Raw genomic sequence first — 20330 nt, 5'->3', positions numbered from 1 at the left:
TGCTCCCTTAGCGCTTCTTGCCGGTCTTGCGGCGGCGGACGATGAACTTGTCGCTGGCCTTGTTGGCCTTGCGAGTGCGACCCTCGGGCTTGCCGTTCGGGTTGACCGGGTGGCGACCACCGGAGGTCTTGCCCTCACCACCACCGTGCGGGTGGTCGACCGGGTTCATGGCAACACCGCGGACGGTCGGGCGGACGCCCTTCCAGCGCATGCGGCCGGCCTTGCCCCAGTTGATGTTGCTCTGCTCGGCGTTGCCCACCTCGCCGACGGTGGCGCGGCAGCGCACGTCGACGTTGCGGATCTCGCCCGAGGGCAGACGCAGCTGGGCGTACGGGCCGTCCTTGGCGACGAGCTGGATGCTCGTGCCCGCGGAGCGCGCGATCTTGGCGCCGCCACCGGGGCGGAGCTCGACCGCGTGGATGACCGTACCCACGGGGATGTTGCGCAGCGGCAGGTTGTTGCCGGGCTTGATGTCCGCCGAGGGACCCGTCTCGACGGTGTCGCCCTGCGACAGCTTGTTCGGCGCCACGATGTAGCGCTTCTCGCCGTCGGCGTAGTGCAGCAGGGCGATACGCGCGGTGCGGTTCGGGTCGTACTCGATGTGCGCGACCTTGGCCGGCACGCCGTCCTTGTCCGCACGACGGAAGTCGATGACGCGGTAGGCGCGCTTGTGGCCACCACCCTGGTGACGGGTGGTGATGCGGCCCTGGTTGTTGCGGCCGCCCTTCTTCGGAAGCGGGCGAACGAGCGACTTCTCCGGCGTCGACCGCGTGATCTCGACGAAGTCGGCCACGCTGGAGCCACGACGGCCAGGCGTAGTCGGCTTGTACTTGCGGATACCCATCGGGTTTCTCTTCCTCGTCGGTTACGGGTGCCCGGTCAGGAGACCGGACCGCCGAAGATGTCGATGCGGTCGCCGTCAGCGAGGCTCACGATGGCGCGCTTGGTGTCGGCACGCTTGCCGAACCCGGTGCGCGTACGCGTGCGCTTGCCCTGGCGGTTGATCGTGTTCACGCCGGTCACCTTGACGCCGAAGACCTGCTCGACCGCGATCTTGATCTGGGTCTTGTTGGCGTCGGGCGACACGATGAACGTGTACTTGTTCTCGTCGAGGAGGCCGTAGCTCTTCTCGGAGATGACGGGCGCGAGCAGGATGTCGCGCGGGTCGCTGATGCGGCTCACTGCGAAGCCTCCTCGTTCGCCTCGGACTCGGTTGCGACAGCCTTCGCACCCTTGCCGGTCTTGGGACCGGCGACGAACGCGGCGAGCGCGCCCTGGGTGAAGATGACGTCGTCGCTCACGAGCACGTCGTAGGTGTTGAGCTGGTCGTGCACGAGCAGGTGGACGCTCGGCACGTTGCGCAGCGAGAGCCACGAAACGTCGTCCTCGCGCTCGAGCACGACGAGCAGGTTGCGGCGGTCGCTGATCGCGGCCAGGGCCTGCACGGCGGCCTTGGTCGAGGGGGTCTCCCCCTCGACGATGCCCGTGACGACGTGGACGCGGCCGTTGCGGGCGCGGTCCGACAGGGCACCGCGAAGTGCGGCAGCCTTCATCTTCTTGGGCGTGCGCTGGGAGTAGTCGCGCGGCGTCGGGCCGTGGACCACGCCACCGCCGGTGAACTGCGGCGCGCGGGTCGAGCCCTGACGGGCACGACCGGTGCCCTTCTGCTTGTACGGCTTGCGACCACCACCGCGGACCTCGCCGCGGCTCTTGGTGTCGTGCGTGCCCTGACGGGCGGCAGCGAGCTGCGCGACGACGACCTGGTGGATCAGCGGCACGTTGACCTGGACGCCGAAGACCTCGGAGGGGAGGTCAGCGGTGCCCGCGGCCTTGCCGGCCGGCGTCTTGATCTCGACCGAGGTGACCTCGGGGAGCTCAGCGGTGTCGAGCTTGGCCATGAGGTCAGGCCCCCTTCGCGGACGTGCGGACGAGCACGAGGCCGCCCTTGGGACCGGGAACCGCACCCTTGATCAGGATGAGGCCGTTCTCGGCGTCCACCGCGTGGATCGTGAGGTTCTGGGTGGTCTGGCGCGCAACACCCATGCGGCCCGCCATGCGCATGCCCTTGAAGACACGGCCGGGGGTCGCGCAGCCGCCGATGGAGCCCGGCTTGCGGTGGTTGCGGTGCGCACCGTGGGAGGCGCCGACGCCGTGGAAGCCGTGACGCTTCATGACACCGGCGTAGCCCTTGCCCTTGGTCGTGCCGACGACGTCGATGACCTGACCGGCCTCGAACGTGTCGACGACGAGCTCCTGACCGACGGCGTACTCGGACGCGTCGTCGGTACGCAGCTCGACCAGGTGGCGACGCGGCGTGACGCCCGCCTTGGTGAAGTGGCCGGTAGCCGGCTTGTTCACCTTGCGCGGGTCGACGGCGCCGAACGCGATCTGGACGGAGCTGTAGCCGTCCTGCTCGGGGGTCTTGATCTGCGTGACGACACAGGGCCCGGCCTTGACCACGGTCACGGGGACGACGCGATTGTTCTCGTCCCAGACCTGGGTCATACCGAGCTTCTCGCCCAGCAACCCCTTCATCTGCTTGCTCATGGTGGCTACGTTCCTCAGAGCTTGATCTCGATGTCGACACCGGCCGGGAGGTCGAGTCGCATCAGCGAGTCGACGGTCTTCGGCGTGGGGTCGAGGATGTCGATGAGGCGCTTGTGGGTGCGCATCTCAAAGTGCTCGCGGCTGTCCTTGTACTTGTGCGGCGAGCGGATGACGCAGTAGACGTTCTTCTCCGTCGGCAGCGGCACCGGGCCCGCAACCTGCGCACCAGTACGCGTCACCGTCTCGACGATCTTGCGCGCCGAGGAGTCGATGACCTCGTGGTCGTAGGCCTTGAGCCGGATGCGGATCTTCTGTCCCGCCATGATGGCTTCGGTGTCCTTCTCTTTCGTGTGCCGCTGGGATGGGGCGACTCCCGGTGAGGGAGGCGTCCCGGTGGGACGCGGTCGGGCCTTCGCTCTCGGTCAGGCCCGACCGCTGTCGCCAGGGGTGTTACTTGAGGATCTTGACGACTCGACCGGCGCCGACGGTGCGGCCACCCTCGCGGATGGCGAAGCGCAGGCCCTCCTCCATCGCGATGGGCTGGATGAGGTCGACCTTCATCTCGGTGTTGTCGCCGGGCATGACCATCTCGGTGCCGTCGGGCAGCGTGACGACGCCGGTGACGTCGGTCGTCCGGAAGTAGAACTGCGGACGGTAGTTGTTGAAGAACGGCGTGTGGCGGCCACCCTCGTCCTTGCTGAGGATGTACACGTTGGCGTCGAACTCCGTGTGCGGGGTGACCGAGCCCGGCTTGCACAGGACCTGGCCACGCTCGACGTCGTCGCGCTTGGTGCCACGGAGGAGCAGGCCCACGTTCTCGCCGGCCTGGCCCTCGTCGAGCAGCTTGCGGAACATCTCGACGCCGGTGACGGTGGTCTTCGAGGTGGTCGGGCGGATGCCGACGATCTCGATCTCCTCGTTCACCTTGATGATGCCGCGCTCGATACGGCCGGTGACGACGGTGCCGCGACCGGTGATCGTGAAGACGTCCTCGACGGGCATGAGGAACGGCTTGTCGGTCTCACGCTCGGGGGTCGGGATGTAGTCGTCCACGGCCTTCATGAGCTCGAGGATCGACTCGCCCCACTTGGCGTCGCCGTTCAGGGCCGGGAAGGCCGCGACGCGCACGACGGGGATGTTGTCGCCGTCGAACTCGTAGGACGAGAGCAGCTCGCGGACCTCGAGCTCGACGAGCTCGAGGATCTCCTCGTCGTCGACCATGTCGCACTTGTTGAGCGCGACCACGAGCGACGGCACGCCGACCTGGCGGGCGAGGAGCACGTGCTCCTTGGTCTGCGGCATCGGGCCGTCGGTGGCGGCGACCACGAGGATCGCGCCGTCCATCTGGGCCGCGCCGGTGATCATGTTCTTGATGTAGTCGGCGTGACCCGGGCAGTCGACGTGGGCGTAGTGGCGGGCCTCGGTCTGGTACTCGACGTGCGCGATGGAGATCGTGATACCGCGCTGACGCTCCTCGGGAGCCTTGTCGATCATGTCGAACGGCGTGAACGGGTTCACGTCGGGGTACGCGTCGTGCAGCACCTTGGTGATCGCCGCGGTAAGGGTCGTCTTACCGTGGTCGATGTGACCGATGGTGCCGATGTTGACGTGCGGCTTAGTCCGCTCGAACTTCGCCTTCGCCACGGTGTCCTCCTGTGGACTGCGGATGATTTACGCCGTACGACGTAGGTCCTGGTGATCAGTTGTCTTGGGTGGAGCTGGTGTTGCTGGTCGTGCTGGGCGGGCTCTCTCACGCTGGCGCGGTCGATCACCCCGGGGTGCCCGGCGAGTACTACTCGCCGCGCGCCTTCGCGATGATCTCGAGCGCCACGTTGTTCGGAACCTGGGCGTACGAGTCGAACTGCATGGAGTAGCTAGCCCGGCCCTGGGTCTTGCTGCGGAGGTCTCCGACGTAGCCGAACATCTCCGACAGCGGGACCAGGGCGCGAACGACGCGGGCACCAGCCCGCTCCTCCATGGCCTGGATCTGGCCACGGCGGGAGTTGAGGTCGCCGATGACCTCGCCCATGAAGTCCTCGGGCGTGGTCACCTCGACAGCCATCATCGGCTCGAGGAGCACGGGGCCCGCCTTGCGGGCACCCTCCTTGAACGCCATCGAGCCGGCGATCTTGAACGCGAGCTCGCTGGAGTCGACGTCGTGGTAGGCGCCGTCCTTCAGCGTGACCTTGATGTCGACCATGGGGTAGCCGGCGAGCACGCCGTTCTCCATGGCCTCCTGGCAGCCTGCGTCGACCGAGGGGATGTACTCGCGCGGGATGCGACCACCGGTGACGGCGTTGACGAACTCGTAGCCGCCCTCACCCTCGGCGGTGCCGGACGCGGGCTCGATCGCGATCTGGACCTTGGCGAACTGGCCCGAACCACCGGTCTGCTTCTTGTGCGTGTAGTCGATGCGCTCGACGACCTTGGTGATCGTCTCGCGGTAGGCGACCTGCGGCTTGCCGACGTTGGCCTCGACCTTGAACTCGCGACGCATGCGGTCGACCAGCACCTCGAGGTGCAGCTCGCCCATGCCCGCGATGATCGTCTGGCCGGTCTCCTCGTCGGTCCGGACCTGGAAGGTCGGGTCCTCGTCGGACAGGCGCTGGATCGCGGTGCCGAGCTTCTCCTGGTCGCCCTTGGTCTTGGGCTCGATGGCGACGTGGATGACCGGCGCCGGGAACGTCATCGACTCCAGGACGACGGGGTTCTTGTCGTCGCAGAGCGTCTCGCCGGTCGTGGTGTCCTTGAGACCCATGACGGCGACGATGTCGCCCGCGCCCACCGACGCGATCTCCTCACGCTTGTTCGCGTGCATCCGGTAGATCTTGCCGATGCGCTCCTTGCGGCCCTTGACCGAGTTCAGCACGGCGGTGCCGGACTCGAGGACGCCGGAGTAGACGCGGATGTACGTGAGCTTGCCGAGGTGCGGGTCGGTCATGATCTTGAACGCGAGAGCGGCGAACGGCTCGTCGTTGCTCGGCTTGCGCGGGATCATCGTCTCCTCGTCGCCGACCTTGTGGCCCTCGACGGCCTCGACGTCGAGCGGCGAGGGGAGGTAGGCGACGACGGCGTCGAGCATGGGCTGGACGCCCTTGTTCTTGAACGCCGAGCCGGTGAGCACCGGGTTGAGCTTGCCGGCGATGGTCGCGCGACGGATGGCGGCGTGGAGCTCCTCCTCGGAGGGCTCCTCGCCCTCGAGGTACTTCTCCATCATCGCGTCGTCGGCCTCGGCGATCGTCTCGAGGAGACGGTCGCGCCACTCGCGCGCAGCCTCCTCGTGCGACGCCGGGATGGCCTCGACGGAGTAGTCCTCGCCCTTGGCGGCCTCTTCGGGCCACATGAGGGCCTTCATGCGCACCAGGTCGACCAGGCCGTGGAAGTCGGCCTCGGCGCCGATCGGGATCTGCAGGACGAGCGGGGTCGCGTGCAGACGCGTCACCATCATGTCGACGCAGCGGTGGAACTCCGCGCCGACGCGGTCGAGCTTGTTCACGAAGCAGATGCGCGGCACGTTGTAGCGGTCGGCCTGGCGCCAGACGGTCTCGGACTGCGGCTCGACGCCGGCGACGCCGTCGAACACCGCGACGGCACCGTCGAGGACGCGCAGCGAGCGCTCGACCTCGACCGTGAAGTCGACGTGACCCGGGGTGTCGATGATGTTGATCGTCGTGCCGTCCCAGGTGCAGGTGGTCGCGGCGGACGTGATCGTGATGCCGCGCTCCTGCTCCTGCTCCATCCAGTCCATCGTGGCTGCGCCGTCGTGGACCTCACCGATCTTGTAGTTGATACCGGTGTAGAACAGGATCCGCTCGGTGGTCGTGGTCTTGCCCGCGTCGATGTGCGCCATGATCCCGATGTTGCGGACCTTGGCGAGGTCGAGGGCGGTGTCGGTCGACACGGTGAGGGCTCCGAATCCGAAGTGGTCTGTGGGTCTGGGTGCTGCTCGCGAGGGGCGGCGGGTCTACCAGCGGTAGTGCGCGAAAGCCTTGTTGGACTCGGCCATCTTGTGCATGTCCTCGCGGCGCTTGACGCTGGCGCCGAGGCCGTTGCTGGCGTCGAGCAGCTCGTTCATGAGGCGCTCGGTCATGGTCTTCTCACGACGCTGGCGCGAGAAGGTGATGAGCCAGCGCAGCGCGAGCGTGGTGCTGCGGCCGGGACGCACCTCGACGGGGACCTGGTAGGTCGCACCGCCGACGCGGCGGCTGCGGACCTCGAGGGTCGGCTTGACGTTGTCCATCGCGCGCTTGAGCGTGACGACCGGGTCGGTGCCGGTCTTCTCACGGCAGCCCTCGAGCGCGCCGTACACGATGCGCTCAGCGGTGGACTTCTTGCCGTCGAGCAGCACCTTGTTGATCAGCTGCGTGACGAGCGGCGAGCCGTAGACGGGGTCGACGACGATCGGACGCTTCGGAGCGGGGCCCTTGCGAGGCATCAGCTCTTCTCCTTCTTCGCGCCGTAACGGCTGCGAGCCTGCTTGCGGTTCTTGACGCCCTGGGTGTCGAGCGCGCCGCGGATGATCTTGTAGCGGACACCGGGGAGGTCCTTCACACGACCACCGCGGACGAGCACGATCGAGTGCTCCTGGAGGTTGTGGCCCACACCGGGGATGTACGCGGTGACCTCGATGCCGCTGGTGAGGCGGACGCGAGCGACCTTGCGAAGAGCCGAGTTCGGCTTCTTCGGGGTCGTCGTGTAGACGCGCGTGCAGACGCCCCGGCGCTGGGGGCTTCCCTTGAGCGCGGGGGTCTTGTTCTTCGAGACCTTGTCCTGCCGGCCCTTGCGGACCAGCTGCTGGATCGTGGGCACTGCGTCTCCGTCGTGTTCGCTGACGTTTCTCGGTCGTCCCGAGCGGTTCCAAGGTGCCTGGTGCACCGACCCCCGCGCTCGGGCGTGTCGCTGTGTGCCCTTGCGGGCAGCGACGCAGTCTCCCGATATGGAGGTCAGCCGTGCGACGAGGCCACGAAAGCGGGCCGCGCACGCGCGCAGGCACCCGGGACTCGCCCAGGCACAGGGAGAGAGACTACCCAGGCCCGGAGGCTGGGGTCAAAACGGTGACCCCTCCTCGGGGTCCCGTACGGCGTGTCCCTGCTCACGCCCTGCTCATCGGACGATTCCGTCCTGATATCGGTGAACTAGCTCACGGTCGAGGTGGTACGCGCCGCCGCCAGCACGAGCACGATGAACAGCAGCACGAGGACGGTCAGCGCGATGTTGATCCACGCGGCGATCCGCGCCCCCTTCACGAGGCCCTCGCCGGTCACCCAGCCCCCCGAGGCCTTGATCTCGCGCTCGGCCGCGCCGGCGAGGAACAGGGCCACGACCGCGGCGACGACCGGGCAGGCGAGGTACGAGCAGATCGCGAGCACCACGGCGACCACGGCGTTGGACGAGGTGCGCGGCAGGGCGACCGGGACGGGCTCCGGCACGTGGCCGGGGGGCGGAGGGACCTGGTCGGACATGCGGACCACCCTGCCACGGCCGCTCCTCCAGGGCCCGCAGGAAAACGCCGGGAACCCGCCTCTGCTGGCACGGCAGGCGCGCAGGGTGCCCGGCGCCTCCCGCAAGCCCCCGCACGCCGAGAGGGGCGCCCCGCTCGCGCGGGACGCCCCTCTCGGGCCGTTCAGTGGGCCTCAGCCCGTGGTCTTCAGCCTTTGGGCTTCAGCCTTTCGGCTTCAGCCTTTCGGCTTCACCCGGTAACGCGATGCTTCGCATCGCGAACGTGCTTCGGCCTCGGGAGAGCGCCTGAGCCTCGTTCCTCGGCTCGCGCCCTCCGCTCGGCCTCAGCCCGTATAGCCGCCGAAGTCGTACTCCTCGAGCGGGATGGCCTGGCCGGAGCCGGTGCCGAACGAGCCGTAGTCGAGGTCGTCGTACGCCGAGAGCGACGCGTACATCGCCGACTTGGCCTCCTCGGTGGGCTCGACCCGGATGTTGCGGTAGCGCGGGAGACCCGTGCCGGCCGGGATGAGCTTGCCCAGGATGACGTTCTCCTTGAGGCCGAGCAGCGGGTCGGACTTGGCGTGGATCGCCGCGTCCGTGAGCACCCGGGTGGTCTCCTGGAAGGAGGCCGCCGACAGCCACGACTCGGTCGCGAGCGAGGCCTTGGTGATACCCATGAGCTCGGGACGGGCCGCGGCCGGGGTGCCGCCCTCGGCGACCACCCGACGGTTCTCCGCCTCGAACAGGCCGCGCTCGACGAGCTCGCCGGGGAGGAACTCCGTGGAGCCGCCCTCGATGATCGTCACGCGCTTGAGCATCTGACGGACGATGACCTCGATGTGCTTGTCGTGGATCGACACGCCCTGCGAGCGGTACACGTCCTGGACCTCGGCCACGAGGTGCAGCTGCACCGCGCGCTGGCCGAGGATGCGCAGCACCTGCTTCGGGTCGACCGCGCCCTGGATGAGCTTCTGGCCCACCTCGACGTGGTCGCCGTCGGCCACCAGCAGACGCGAGCGCTTGGAGACCGGGTAGCCCAGCTCCTCCGAGCCGTCGTCGGGGACGACGACGAGCTTGCGCGTCTTGTCGGTGTCGTCGATGCGCACCCGGCCCGAGGCCTCGCTGATCGGGGCGACACCCTTGGGGGTGCGGGCCTCGAACAGCTCGACCACGCGCGGGAGGCCGTGGGTGATGTCCTCACCCGCGACGCCGCCGGTGTGGAAGGTACGCATCGTCAGCTGCGTGCCGGGCTCGCCGATGGACTGGGCCGCGACGATGCCGATGGCCTCGCCGGTGTCCACGAGCTTGCCGGTGGCCAGCGAGCGGCCGTAGCAGGTGGCGCAGGTGCCGACCTTGCTCTCGCAGGTGAGGACCGAACGGGTCTTCACCTCCGTGATGCCGGTGGCGACGATGTCGTCGATCACCAGCAGGCCGAGCTCGGTGCCGCGGGCGGCCACCATCGTGCCGTCGACGACGATGTCCTCGGAGAGCACGCGCGACGCCGCGGTCGACTCGACCTCGTCGTGGCGACGGACCGTGCCGTCGGACAGCGTGACGCCGATCGTGGTCGGCAGACCACGGTCGGTGCCGCAGTCGACCTCGCGGATGATGACGTCCTGCGACACGTCGACCAGACGACGGGTCAGGTAGCCGGAGTCGGCCGTACGGAGAGCGGTGTCGGCGAGACCCTTGCGAGCACCGTGCGTCGAGATGAAGTACTCGAGCACCGACAGACCCTCGCGGAAGTTCGACTTGATCGGCCGCGGGATGATCTCGCCCTTGGGGTTGGCCACCAGACCGCGCATACCGGCGATCTGACGCACCTGCATCCAGTTACCACGGGCGCCGGAGTTCACCATCATGAACACCGGGTTGTGCTTCGGGAAGTGCTCCTTCATCGCGTCCGCGACCTCGTCGGTGGCGCGCGTCCAGATCTCGATGAGCTCCTGACGACGCTCGGAGTCGGTGATCAGGCCGCGCTCGAACTGCGTCTGCACCTTCTCCGCACGGGTCTCGGCCTCGACCAGGATCGCGGCCTTCTTCGGGGGCGTGACGACGTCCTCGATCGAGATCGTGACGCCCGAACGGGTGGCCCAGCGGAAGCCGGCCTCCTTGAGGGCGTCCAGCGTCGCGGCGACCTGCACCTTCGGGTAGCGCTCGGCGAGGTCGTTCACGATGCCGCCGAGGACCTTCTTGTCGACCTCGGTGTTCACGTACGGGTAGTCGACGGGGAGCGTCTCGTTGAACAGCGCGCGACCGAGGGTGGTGTCGAGGATGACGGAGTCACCCTCCTCCCACGACTCGGGGGCGTCCCAGCCGAGCGGCGGGACGATGCCGGTGAAGCGGATCTTCACCTGGCTCGCGAGCTTGATCTCACGCGCGTCGAAGGCCATGTAGGCCTCGGACACGGTCGAGAACGCGCGGCCCTCGCCCTCGAGACCGGGACGGTCCGAGGTGAGGAAGTTGATGCCGAGCACCATGTCCTGCGACGGCGACGTGATCGGACGACCGTGCGCCGGCGACAGGATGTTGTTGCTCGACAGCATGAGGATGCGGGCCTCGGCCTGCGCCTCCGCCGACAGCGGGAGGTGGACGGCCATCTGGTCGCCGTCGAAGTCCGCGTTGAACGCGGCGCAGACGAGCGGGTGGATCTGGATGGCCTTGCCCTCGATGAGCTGGGGCTCGAACGCCTGGATGCCGAGACGGTGCAGCGTGGGTGCACGGTTCAGCAGAACCGGGTGCTCCGCGATGACCTCCTCGAGCACGTCCCAGACGACCGCGCGCGAACGCTCGACCATGCGCTTGGCGGACTTGATGTTCTGCGCGTGGTTGAGGTCGACGAGCCGCTTCATGACGAACGGCTTGAACAGCTCGAGCGCCATCTGCTTGGGCAGACCGCACTGGTGGAGCTTGAGCTGCGGGCCGACGACGATGACCGAACGGCCGGAGTAGTCGACGCGCTTGCCGAGCAGGTTCTGCCGGAAGCGGCCCTGCTTGCCCTTGAGCATGTCGGACAGCGACTTGAGCGGACGGTTGCCGGGGCCCGTGACCGGGCGACCGCGACGGCCGTTGTCGAAGAGCGCGTCGACAGCCTCCTGCAGCATGCGCTTCTCGTTGTTCACGATGATCTCGGGCGCACCGAGGTCGAGGAGGCGCTTGAGGCGGTTGTTGCGGTTGATCACGCGGCGGTACAGGTCGTTGAGGTCGGACGTCGCGAAACGACCGCCGTCGAGCTGGACCATCGGACGCAGGTCCGGCGGGATGACCGGCACGCAGTCGAGCACCATGCCCATGGGCGAGTTGCGCGTCTGCAGGAACGCCGTGACGACCTTGAGGCGCTTGAGGGCGCGGGTCTTGCGCTGGCCCTTGCCGGTCGCCACGATCTCGCGCAGCTTCTCGGACTCGGCCTCGAGGTCGAAGGTCTCCAGGCGTCGCTGGATCGCCGCGGCACCCATGCCACCGTTGAAGTAGCGGCCGTAGCGGTCGCGCATCTCGCGGTAGAGCACCTCGTCGCCCTCGAGGTCCTGGACCTTGAGGCCCTTGAACCGGTCGAAGACGCGCTCGAGGCGGTCGATCTCGGCGTCGGCGCGACGGCGGATCTGCGCCATCTCGCGCTCGGCCGACTCCTTGACCTTGCGGCGCTGGTCGCTCTTGGCACCCTCGGCCTCGAGCTCGGCGAGGTCGGCCTCGAGCTTGACGGCACGCTTGTTGACCTCGTCGTCGCGACGCTGGGCGACCTGCTTCTTCTCGACGTCGATCTTGCTCTCGAGCGACGGGAGGTCCAGCGTGCGCTGGTCCTCGTCGACCGAGGTGATCATGTACGCCGCGAAGTAGATGACCTTCTCGAGGTCCTTCGGGGCGAGGTCGAGCAGGTAGCCGAGACGGCTCGGCACGCCCTTGAAGTACCAGATGTGCGTGACGGGCGCGGCCAGCTCGATGTGGCCCATCCGCTCACGACGCACCTTGGCGCGGGTGACCTCGACGCCGCAGCGCTCGCAGATGATGCCCTTGAAGCGGACGCGCTTGTACTTGCCGCAGTAGCACTCCCAGTCGCGGGTGGGCCCGAAGATCTTCTCGCAGAACAAGCCGTCCTTCTCGGGCTTGAGCGTGCGGTAGTTGATCGTCTCGGGCTTCTTCACCTCGCCGTGCGACCAGGTACGGATGTCGTCGGCCGTGGCCAGGCCGATGCGGAGCTCGTCGAAGAAGTTGACGTCGAGCACGTGTTATGTCCTCACTCGTGGTTCGGTCTCGTCAGGTGTCCGAGGGCGCGGCGGCCGGCTGGTGAGCCGACCGCCGCAGCGGCTCAGACCTCTTCGACGCTGGACGGCTCACGCCGCGACAGGTCGATACCAAGCTCCTCGGCGGCGCGGTACACGTCGTCCTCGGTGTCTCGCATCTCGATGGTCGTGCCGTCGCCCGAGAGCACCTCGACGTTGAGGCAGAGCGACTGCATCTCCTTCACGAGCACCTTGAAGGACTCCGGGATACCCGGCTCCGGGATGTTCTCGCCCTTGACGATGGCCTCGTAGACCTTCACGCGGCCGAGGACGTCGTCGGACTTGATGGTGAGCAGCTCCTGCAGGGCGTAGGCGGCGCCGTACGCCTCCAGGGCCCAGACCTCCATCTCGCCGAACCGCTGGCCGCCGAACTGGGCCTTACCGCCCAGGGGCTGCTGCGTGATCATCGAGTAGGGGCCGGTCGAACGGGCGTGGATCTTGTCGTCGACCAGGTGGAGCAGCTTCAGGATGTAGACGTAGCCGACCGAGACCGGCTCGGGGAACGGCTCGCCGGAGCGGCCGTCGATGAGCCGGGCCTTGCCGTCGCCGCCCACGAGCCGGACGCCGTCCGGCGTCGGGATCGTCGAGGCGAGCAGGCCGGTGATCTCCTCCTCGCGCGCACCGTCGAACACCGGGGTGGCGACGTTGGTGCCGGGCTCGGCCTCGAACGCGCCCTTGGGAAGGTGCGCGCTCCAGTCCGGGTTGCCGTCGACCTTCCAGCCGGTCTTGGCGACCCAGCCGAGGTGCGTCTCGAGGACCTGGCCGACGTTCATGCGGCCGGGGACGCCGAGCGGGTTGAGCACGATGTCGACGGGCGTGCCGTCCTCGAGGAACGGCATGTCCTCGACGGGCAGGATCTTGGAGATGACGCCCTTGTTGCCGTGACGGCCGGCCAGCTTGTCGCCGTTGGTGATCTTGCGCTTCTGGGCGATGTAGACCCGGACCAGGCGGTTGACGCCCGGCGGGAGCTCGTCGCCCTCCTCGCGGTCGAACACCCGGACGCCGATGACCTTGCCGGACTCGCCGTGGGGCACCTTGAGCGAGGTGTCGCGCACCTCGCGCGCCTTCTCGCCGAAGATCGCGCGGAGCAGGCGCTCCTCGGGGGTGAGCTCGGTCTCGCCCTTGGGCGTGACCTTGCCGACCAGGATGTCGCCGGTGACGACGTCCGCGCCGATGCGGATGATGCCGCGCTCGTCGAGGTCGGCGAGCACGTCCTCGGAGACGTTCGGGATGTCCCGGGTGATCTCCTCGGGGCCGAGCTTGGTGTCGCGGGCGTCGACCTCGTGCTCCTCGATGTGGATCGAGGAGAGGACGTCGTCCTGCACCAGGCGCTGGCTGAGGATGATCGCGTCCTCGTAGTTGTGGCCCTCCCACGGCATGAACGCGACGAGGAGGTTGCGGCCCAGGGCCATCTCGCCGTTGTCCGTGCAGGGACCGTCGGCGAGGACCTGGCCGGCCTCGACGCGCTGGCCCTCGTCCACGATCGGACGCTGGTTGAAGCTCGTGCCCTGGTTGGAGCGGCGGAACTTCTGGACGCGGTAGGTGCGGTACTCGCCGTCGTCCTGCGCGACCGTGATCGCGTCGGCCGACAGCTCGGTGACGACACCGGCCGCCTCGGCGATGATGACGTCGCCGGCGTCGGTCGCCGCGCGGTACTCCATGCCGGTGCCGACGAGCGGCGACTCGGAGCGGAGCAGCGGGACGGACTGGCGCTGCATGTTCGAGCCCATGAGGGCGCGGTTGGCGTCGTCGTGCTCGAGGAACGGGATCATCGCCGTCGCGACCGACACCATCTGGCGGGGCGAGACGTCCATGTAGTCGACGTTCGCGCCCGGGATGTAGTCGACCTCGCCGCCCTTGGTGCGGACCAGGACGCGCGGCTCGGCGAACCGGCCGTCCTCCAGCAACGGGGAGTTGGCCTGCGCGATGACGTGCAGGTCCTCCTCGTCGGCGGTGACGTAGTGGATCTCGTCGGTGACGCGGTCGCCCTCGACCTTGCGGTACGGGGTCTCCACGAAGCCGAACGCGTTGATCCGCGCGAACGACGAGAGCGAGCCGATGAGGCCGATGTTCGGACCCTCAGGGGTCTCGATCGGGCACATGCGGCCGTAGTGCGACGGGTGGACGTCGCGGACCTCGAAGCCCGCGCGCTCACGCGACAGACCGCCCGGGCCCAGCGCCGAGAGGCGACGCTTGTGGGTCAGGCCCGCGAGCGGGTTGGTCTGGTCCATGAACTGCGACAGCTGGCTGGTGCCGAAGAACTCCTTGATGGAGGCGACGACCGGCCGGATGTTGATGAGCGTCTGCGGCGTGATCGCCTCGACGTCCTGGGTCGTCATGCGCTCGCGCACGACGCGCTCCATCCGCGACAGACCCGTGCGGATCTGGTTCTGGATGAGCTCGCCGACCGAGCGGAGACGACGGTTGCCGAAGTGGTCGATGTCGTCGGTCTCGAGACGCACCGAGCCGCCGTCGGCGGCCGGGAAGTCGTCCATCCCGGCGTGCAGGCGGACGAGGTACTCGATCGTGTTGACGATGTCGTCGATCGTGATCGTGCTCTGCGTCAGCGGGAGCGCCGTGCCGAGCTTCTTGTTGATCTTGTACCGACCGACCTTGGCGAGGTCGTAGCGCTTGGGGTTGAAGTAGAAGTTGTCCAGCAGCGCCTGGCCGGCCTCGGTGGTCGGCGGCTCGCCCGGACGCAGCTTGCGGTAGATGTCCTTGAGGGCCTCGTCCTGGTCGACGATGCCGTCCTTCTCGAGGGTGGCGACCATCGACTCGTACTGGCCGAAGCGCTCGTTGATCTCCGCGACGCTCATGCCGAGGGCCTTGAGCAGGACCGACACGGGCTGCTTGCGCTTGCGGTCGACGCGCACGCCGACCATGTCCTTCTTGTCGACCTCGAACTCGAGCCACGCGCCGCGCGACGGGATGATCTTGGCGACGTAGACGTCCTTGTCGGAGGTCTTGTCGGGGGTGCGCTCGAAGTAGACGCCGGGCGACCGGACGAGCTGGGACACCACGACACGCTCGGTGCCGTTGATGATGAACGTGCCCTTGTTGGTCATGAGCGGGAAGTCGCCCATGAAGACCGTCTGCGACTTGATCTCGCCGGTCTCGTTGTTCATGAACTCGGCCGTGACGAACAGCGGCGCCGCGTAGGTGAAGTCCTTGTCGCGGCACTGCTCGACCGTGTACTTCGGGGGCTCGAAGCGGTGGTCGCGGAACGACAGCGACATGGAGCCGCTGAAGTCCTCGATCGGGGAGATCTCCTCGAAGATGTCCTCGAGGCCCGAGCTGGCCGGCACATCGGTGCGACCGGACTCGAGGGCGATGGAGACGCGGTCCTGCCACTTCTGGTTGCCGAGCAACCAGTCGAAGGACTCGGTCTGGAGAGCGAGGAGGTCAGGTACCTCGAGGGGCTCCCTGATCTTCGCGAACGAGACGCGGTGGGGGCCGGGGGCGGGCGTGGACACTACAGACTTGCGCGAGGCTGCCAAGAGGCATCCTTTCCGAGGCTTCGCGGACCTACGAGCGCGCACGCCGATCACGCCGTGTCCAGTGGGCACGGCAGGGAAAGGACAGCGCAAAGCGGCAGCATACCCGTGAGGGCGTGCTGCTGTCGAGTCCCGGTCGTCGGCCTCCGCAGGACATCGTCTCGACCCGGAGCCTGCCCCCGCTCGACAGCGGGCGGTAGGCGGCTCGCACGGGGCGGACCTCGTCCCACGGGCGTCCCGCCCGGGGGTTCTAGCGCGGTCCGATGGTGACCGCAGTGGGGGCGGGGAGTCAAGCACCGGGCGCCCCTCCGGTGGACAAGTTCGCCTGTTCGTGACCCGCCGCTCCCCGATATCCGGACGTTCGAGCACGAGGGCCCCGCCGGACGGGTGCCCTGGGGACGGCAGAACGGGCGGCACCCCTGGTGGGGTGCCGCCCGTTCGAGCAGTGCGGTGGAGCAGGTCGAGCAGTGATCCCGGAGGCCGGAACTACTTGACGGTGACCTTGGCGCCAGCGGCCTCGAGGGCCTCCTTGGCCTTGTCGGCGTCGTCCTTCTTGACCTTCTCCAGGACGGCCTTCGGCGCGGCCTCGACGAGGTCCTTGGCCTCCTTGAGGCCCAGGTTCGTGAGGGTGCGCACCTCCTTGATGACCTGGATCTTCTTGTCGCCGGCGTCCTCGAGGATGACGTCGAACTCGTCCTGAGCCTCGGCCTCCTCGGCGGCAGCGCCACCACCGGCGCCGGGCGCGACGGCCATGGCGACGGGAGCGGCGGCGGTGACCTCGAAGGTCTCCTCGAACTGCTTCACGAACTCGGAGAGCTCGATGAGGGTCATCTCCTTGAAGGCCTCAAGGAGCTCGTCGGTGCTGAGCTTCGCCATGATGCGGCGTTCCTTCCTGGTTCTTGTGCGTCCGGCCGGGGCAAGACGTACGTCTCGGGTGGAGTGGGCGTCAGCCCTCGGTGGTCTCGCCGGCCTCGGCCGCAGCCTCGGCAACGACCTCGTCAGCGGCCGCGGCGGGAGCCTCGGCAGCCTCAGGGGTCTCGACGACGGCGTCCTCGACGACCTCGGCGGCGTCCGCGGCGTCAGCAGCGGGCTCCTCCTCGGCAGCCGGAGCAGCCTCGGCGGCAGGAGCGGCTGCAGCTGCAGCGCCCGCACCACCGATGACCGAGGGGTCGGCCTCGGCCTTGACACGCAGAGCCTCGATCGTGCGAGCGGCCTGCGCGAGCGGGGCCTGGAAGAGCGCGGCTGCCTGCGACAGCGACGCCTTCATGGCACCCGCGAGCTTCGCGAGGAGCACCTCGCGCGACTCGAGATCCGCGAGCTTGGAGATCTCGGCGGCGGACAGCATCTTGCCGTCCATGTAGCCGCCCTTGATCACCAGGAGCGGGTTTGCCTTGGCGAAGTCACGCAGACCCTTGGCGGCCTCGACCGGGTCGCCCTTGACGAACGCGAGAGCGGAGGGGCCGGCGAGCAGGTCGTCGAGACCCTCGACGCCCGCGTCCTTCGCAGCGATCTTGGTCAGCGTGTTCTTCACCACGGCGTAGCTGGTGGTCTCACCCAGCGAACGGCGCAGGGTCTTCATCTGCGCCACGGTGAGTCCGCGGTACTCGGTCAGCACGGTGGCGTTGGACGTGCGGAAGTTCTCCGCGATCGCCGCAACGTCGGCTGCCTTGTCGGGCCGCGCCATGGGTCTCCTTCCAGTGGTACCGCCGAGAAGTGCCCCGGACACAAGAAAAAGCCCCGCGCAGGATGCACGGGGCGGCGTCCGCCGTGAGGCGGTTCGTCGTACGGGCACCTGCGCTGGCCATCCGCTTGCGGCGGACGCTTCGGTCGGATCCCTTGCGGGCTCCGACGACCGGCGGTCTTCGGCGTGATGAGAGTACGTGCTCGGGGCCCGCGGACAAAATCCGTGGGCCCCGAGGACGGACGTTCGGGGTGTTCGGGTCGATCAGGGTCGTGCGGGCGGTGCGGGCTGGCTCGGCGTCAGGCCGAGCCCTCCTCGGCCGACATGAGGTTGCGGGTGCGGTTCGGGTCGACCGGGACGCCGGGGCCCATCGTGGTGGTGATGGTGGCCTTCTTCAGGTAGCGGCCCTTGGCGGCGGACGGCTTGAGACGCAGCACCTCGTCGAGCGCGGCGGCGTAGTTCTCGACGAGCTGCTCGTCGGAGAAGGACGCCTTGCCGATCACGAAGTGCAGGTTCGAGTGCTTGTCCACGCGGAACTCGATCTTGCCGCCCTTGATCTCGGTGACCGCCTTGGCGACGTCCATCGTGACGGTGCCGGTCTTCGGGTTGGGCATGAGGCCGCGCGGGCCCAGCACCTTGCCGAGACGGCCGACCTTGCCCATGAGGTCGGGGGTCGAGACGGCGGCGTCGAAGTCGGTCCAGCCCGCGGCGACCTTGTCGATGAGCTCGTCGCCACCGACGACGTCGGCGCCGGCGGCGCGCGCCTCCTCCGCCTTCTCACCGTTGGCGAAGACCAGGACCCGAGCGGTCTTGCCGGTGCCGTGCGGGAGGTTGACGGTGCCGCGGACCATCTGGTCGGCCTTGCGCGGGTCGACGCCCAGGCGGAAGGCGACCTCGACGGTGGCGTCGAACTTCGCGGGGTTGGTCTCGCGGGCGAGACGGACGGCGTCGAGCGGTGCGTACAGGGCGTCGCGGTCGATCCTCTCCGCGCCTGCGGCGTAGGCCTTGCTGCGCTTCATTGCTGCTCCTCAGGAGTTGCGAGTGAGTCGTGGTCGGACGGGCCGCGCTCGGCCCTGCCACGTCGTGCTGGTCGTGCGGGTGACTGAGATCAGTCGGTGACGGCGTCCCGAGTCACCTCGGCGACGCTCGCTGGCGCTCGCGTCAGTCGGTGACGGTGACGCCCATCGAGCGGGCGGTGCCCTCGATGATGAGCATCGCGTTGTCGACGTCGTTGGCGTTGAGGTCGGCCATCTTGGTCTCGGCGATCTCGCGGACCTGCGCCTTGGTGATCGAGGCGACCTTGGTGGTCTTCGGGTTCGCCGCGCCCTTCTCGACGCCCGCGGCCTTGAGGATCAGGCGGGCAGCCGGCGGGGTCTTGAGCACGAACGTGAACGAGCGGTCCTCGTACACCGTGATCTCGACGGGGATGACCTGACCGCGCTGCGACTCGGTCGCGGCGTTGTAGGCCTTGCAGAACTCCATGATGTTGACGCCGTGCTGACCCAGCGCCGGACCGACCGGGGGCGCGGGGTTGGCGGCGCCGGCCTGGATCTGGAGCTTGATCAGGCCGGAGACCTTCTTCTTCGGGGGCATGCGTTCGGGTCCTTGCTCGTGATGGGTGCGGACGGCCTGGGCGGGCCGGACGCCTAGTTCTTCTGGATCTGGTTGAAACCGAGCTCGACCGGAGTCTCGCGGCCGAAGATCTCCACCAGGCCGGTGACCTTCTGGGCGTCCACGTTGATCTCGGAGACCGTGGCGTGGAGCGTCGCGAAGGGACCGTCGATGACGGTGACCGAGTCGCCGACCGAGAAGTCGACGGTGATCACCTCGCCGGCCGCGGCGGCGGCCGGGGAGCCGGGCTTCTTCTCCGGGACCGGGGCGAGGATGCTGACGACCTCGTCCAGGCTCAGCGGCGCGGGCTGGTGCCCGTGACCGACGAAGCCGGTGACGCCCGGCGTGTGCCGGACCGTGCCCCAGGAGGCGTCCGTGAGGTCCATGCGGACGAGGACGTAGCCCGGGAACTTGTTGCGCCGCACCAGCTTGCGCTGGCCGTTCTTGATCTCGGTGACCTCCTCCATGGGGACCTCGCACTGGAAGATGAGGTCCTCCATGTTCAGGGAGGAGATGCGGCTCTCGAGGTTGGTCTTGACCTTGTTCTCGTAGCCGGCGTAGCTGTGGATCACGTACCAGTCGCCGAGCTCGGTGCGCATCCGCTCGCGGAAGGCCTCGACCGGGTCGGTCTCGTCGTCGACGGCCAGGACCTCGGGCTCCGCGGCTGCGGGGGCCTCGGGGGCGTCGGCCTCCGGGGTCTCCCCGACGGCCTGGGCCTCGGGGGTCTCCTCGGCAGCCTCGACCTCGGGGGTCTCCTCGGCAGCCTCGACCTCGGCGTCGTCCTCGTCGGCCGCGTCGTCCTCGGCCGGGGCCGGGGTGACGTCGGCGGGGACGACGTCGCTGAAGGTGGCGGCGGGCGCGTCAGCGGCGTCCTCGACGTCGACGCTGCCGCTGTCGGCGAGCGCAGGCTCGTCGGGCAGGGCGTCGTACGTGGGCTCGGACACGGTGCTCCTCGTGCTGGTTGCGGGGTGGTGCTGGGCGGGGATCAGCCGAAGACGGCGAGGACCAGGCGGCCGAAGCCGTAGTCGAAGATCCCGACGATCGTGGCGATGACCGCCACGAACACGATCACCACCCAGGTGTAGGTGATGAGCTCGCGCCTGGTCGGCCAGATGACCTTGCGGAGCTCTGCCACCACCTGGCGGTAGAACAGCGCGATCCTGGCGCCGAAGCCGGGACGCTCGTCTGCGCCACCGCCCTGGGGGCGCTCGGCGACGGTGTCGCTCACGCGGTCCTCGCTCGCGTCGTGGGCCGTGGGCCCGACGGTCGGCCCGGCCGGGT

Annotated in this window: 18 protein-coding genes; all 18 read right to left on the bottom strand. The window is 68.5% G+C overall.

What is annotated here, in order from left to right; translation table 11 throughout:
- Positions 1 to 7: 7 nt before the first annotated feature.
- Positions 8 to 844 (bottom strand): 50S ribosomal protein L2, encoded by an 837-nt coding sequence (gene rplB / locus ACFQGU_RS04805; RefSeq protein WP_386764267.1) that lies wholly within the window; start codon positions 842 to 844, stop codon positions 8 to 10.
- 35 nt (positions 845 to 879) lie between these two features.
- Positions 880 to 1182 carry a 50S ribosomal protein L23 gene (rplW, locus tag ACFQGU_RS04800; protein WP_386764265.1) on the bottom strand — a complete coding sequence of 101 codons (303 nt, stop codon included), beginning with the start codon at positions 1180 to 1182 and terminating at the stop codon, positions 880 to 882.
- Positions 1179 to 1898 carry a 50S ribosomal protein L4 gene (gene rplD / locus ACFQGU_RS04795; RefSeq protein ID WP_386764263.1) on the bottom strand — a complete coding sequence of 240 codons (720 nt, stop codon included), beginning with the start codon at positions 1896 to 1898 and terminating at the stop codon, positions 1179 to 1181. Before rplD ends, rplW begins: the two co-directional genes overlap by 4 nt.
- 4 nt (positions 1899 to 1902) lie before the next feature.
- The gene (gene rplC / locus ACFQGU_RS04790; RefSeq protein WP_386764261.1) at positions 1903 to 2547 is read right to left on the bottom strand and encodes a 50S ribosomal protein L3; all 645 of its coding nucleotides are present in this window, start codon (positions 2545 to 2547) and stop codon (positions 1903 to 1905) included.
- Positions 2548 to 2561: 14 nt separating this feature from the next.
- Complete coding sequence (rpsJ, locus tag ACFQGU_RS04785) at positions 2562 to 2870, bottom strand: 30S ribosomal protein S10 (protein ID WP_066889903.1); 309 nt, start codon at positions 2868 to 2870, stop codon at positions 2562 to 2564.
- A gap of 127 nt (positions 2871 to 2997) precedes the next feature.
- Positions 2998 to 4191, bottom strand: a complete 1194-nt coding sequence (gene tuf, locus ACFQGU_RS04780; RefSeq protein WP_386764258.1) for an elongation factor Tu — start codon at positions 4189 to 4191, stop codon at positions 2998 to 3000.
- A 148-nt stretch (positions 4192 to 4339) separates the two neighbouring features.
- Entirely contained in the window at positions 4340 to 6448 is a 2109-nt protein-coding gene (gene fusA / locus ACFQGU_RS04775; protein ID WP_386764256.1) for an elongation factor G, read from the bottom strand.
- Positions 6449 to 6511: 63 nt separating this feature from the next.
- Positions 6512 to 6982 carry a 30S ribosomal protein S7 gene (gene rpsG, locus ACFQGU_RS04770; protein WP_386764254.1) on the bottom strand — a complete coding sequence of 157 codons (471 nt, stop codon included), beginning with the start codon at positions 6980 to 6982 and terminating at the stop codon, positions 6512 to 6514.
- Positions 6982 to 7356, bottom strand: coding sequence for a 30S ribosomal protein S12 (gene rpsL, locus ACFQGU_RS04765; protein WP_386764252.1), 375 nt, complete (start codon positions 7354 to 7356; stop codon positions 6982 to 6984). The genes rpsG and rpsL overlap by 1 nt, the downstream gene beginning before the upstream one ends.
- Positions 7357 to 7682: 326 nt before the next feature.
- A complete protein-coding gene (locus ACFQGU_RS04760) occupies positions 7683 to 8009 on the bottom strand; it encodes a hypothetical protein (protein WP_386764250.1) in 327 nt (108 codons plus the stop codon).
- Between the two features lie 321 nt (positions 8010 to 8330).
- Positions 8331 to 12206 carry a DNA-directed RNA polymerase subunit beta' gene (locus ACFQGU_RS04755; protein ID WP_386764248.1) on the bottom strand — a complete coding sequence of 1292 codons (3876 nt, stop codon included), beginning with the start codon at positions 12204 to 12206 and terminating at the stop codon, positions 8331 to 8333.
- An 83-nt stretch (positions 12207 to 12289) separates the two neighbouring features.
- Positions 12290 to 15760 carry a DNA-directed RNA polymerase subunit beta gene (gene rpoB / locus ACFQGU_RS04750; RefSeq protein ID WP_386764246.1) on the bottom strand — a complete coding sequence of 1157 codons (3471 nt, stop codon included), beginning with the start codon at positions 15758 to 15760 and terminating at the stop codon, positions 12290 to 12292.
- Between the two features lie 483 nt (positions 15761 to 16243).
- On the bottom strand, positions 16244 to 16633 hold the full coding sequence (gene rplL / locus ACFQGU_RS04745) for a 50S ribosomal protein L7/L12 (protein ID WP_386764244.1): 390 nt from the start codon (positions 16631 to 16633) through the stop codon (positions 16244 to 16246).
- A gap of 70 nt (positions 16634 to 16703) precedes the next feature.
- Positions 16704 to 17441, bottom strand: coding sequence for a 50S ribosomal protein L10 (gene rplJ, locus ACFQGU_RS04740; RefSeq protein ID WP_386764242.1), 738 nt, complete (start codon positions 17439 to 17441; stop codon positions 16704 to 16706).
- Between the two features lie 296 nt (positions 17442 to 17737).
- Positions 17738 to 18457, bottom strand: a complete 720-nt coding sequence (rplA, locus tag ACFQGU_RS04735; protein WP_386764240.1) for a 50S ribosomal protein L1 — start codon at positions 18455 to 18457, stop codon at positions 17738 to 17740.
- A 142-nt stretch (positions 18458 to 18599) separates the two neighbouring features.
- A complete protein-coding gene (rplK, locus tag ACFQGU_RS04730; RefSeq protein WP_386764238.1) occupies positions 18600 to 19031 on the bottom strand; it encodes a 50S ribosomal protein L11 in 432 nt (143 codons plus the stop codon).
- Positions 19032 to 19084: 53 nt separating this feature from the next.
- On the bottom strand, positions 19085 to 19993 hold the full coding sequence (nusG, locus tag ACFQGU_RS04725; RefSeq protein ID WP_386764236.1) for a transcription termination/antitermination protein NusG: 909 nt from the start codon (positions 19991 to 19993) through the stop codon (positions 19085 to 19087).
- Between the two features lie 41 nt (positions 19994 to 20034).
- Entirely contained in the window at positions 20035 to 20277 is a 243-nt protein-coding gene (secE, locus tag ACFQGU_RS04720) for a preprotein translocase subunit SecE (protein ID WP_386764234.1), read from the bottom strand.
- Positions 20278 to 20330: the final 53 nt, after the last annotated feature.

This window comes from Longivirga aurantiaca (genome assembly GCF_042660085.1).
GTDB lineage: Bacteria > Actinomycetota > Actinomycetes > S36-B12 > CAIYMF01 > Longivirga > Longivirga aurantiaca.
This window is presented reverse-complemented; position numbering and strand designations above follow the sequence as displayed.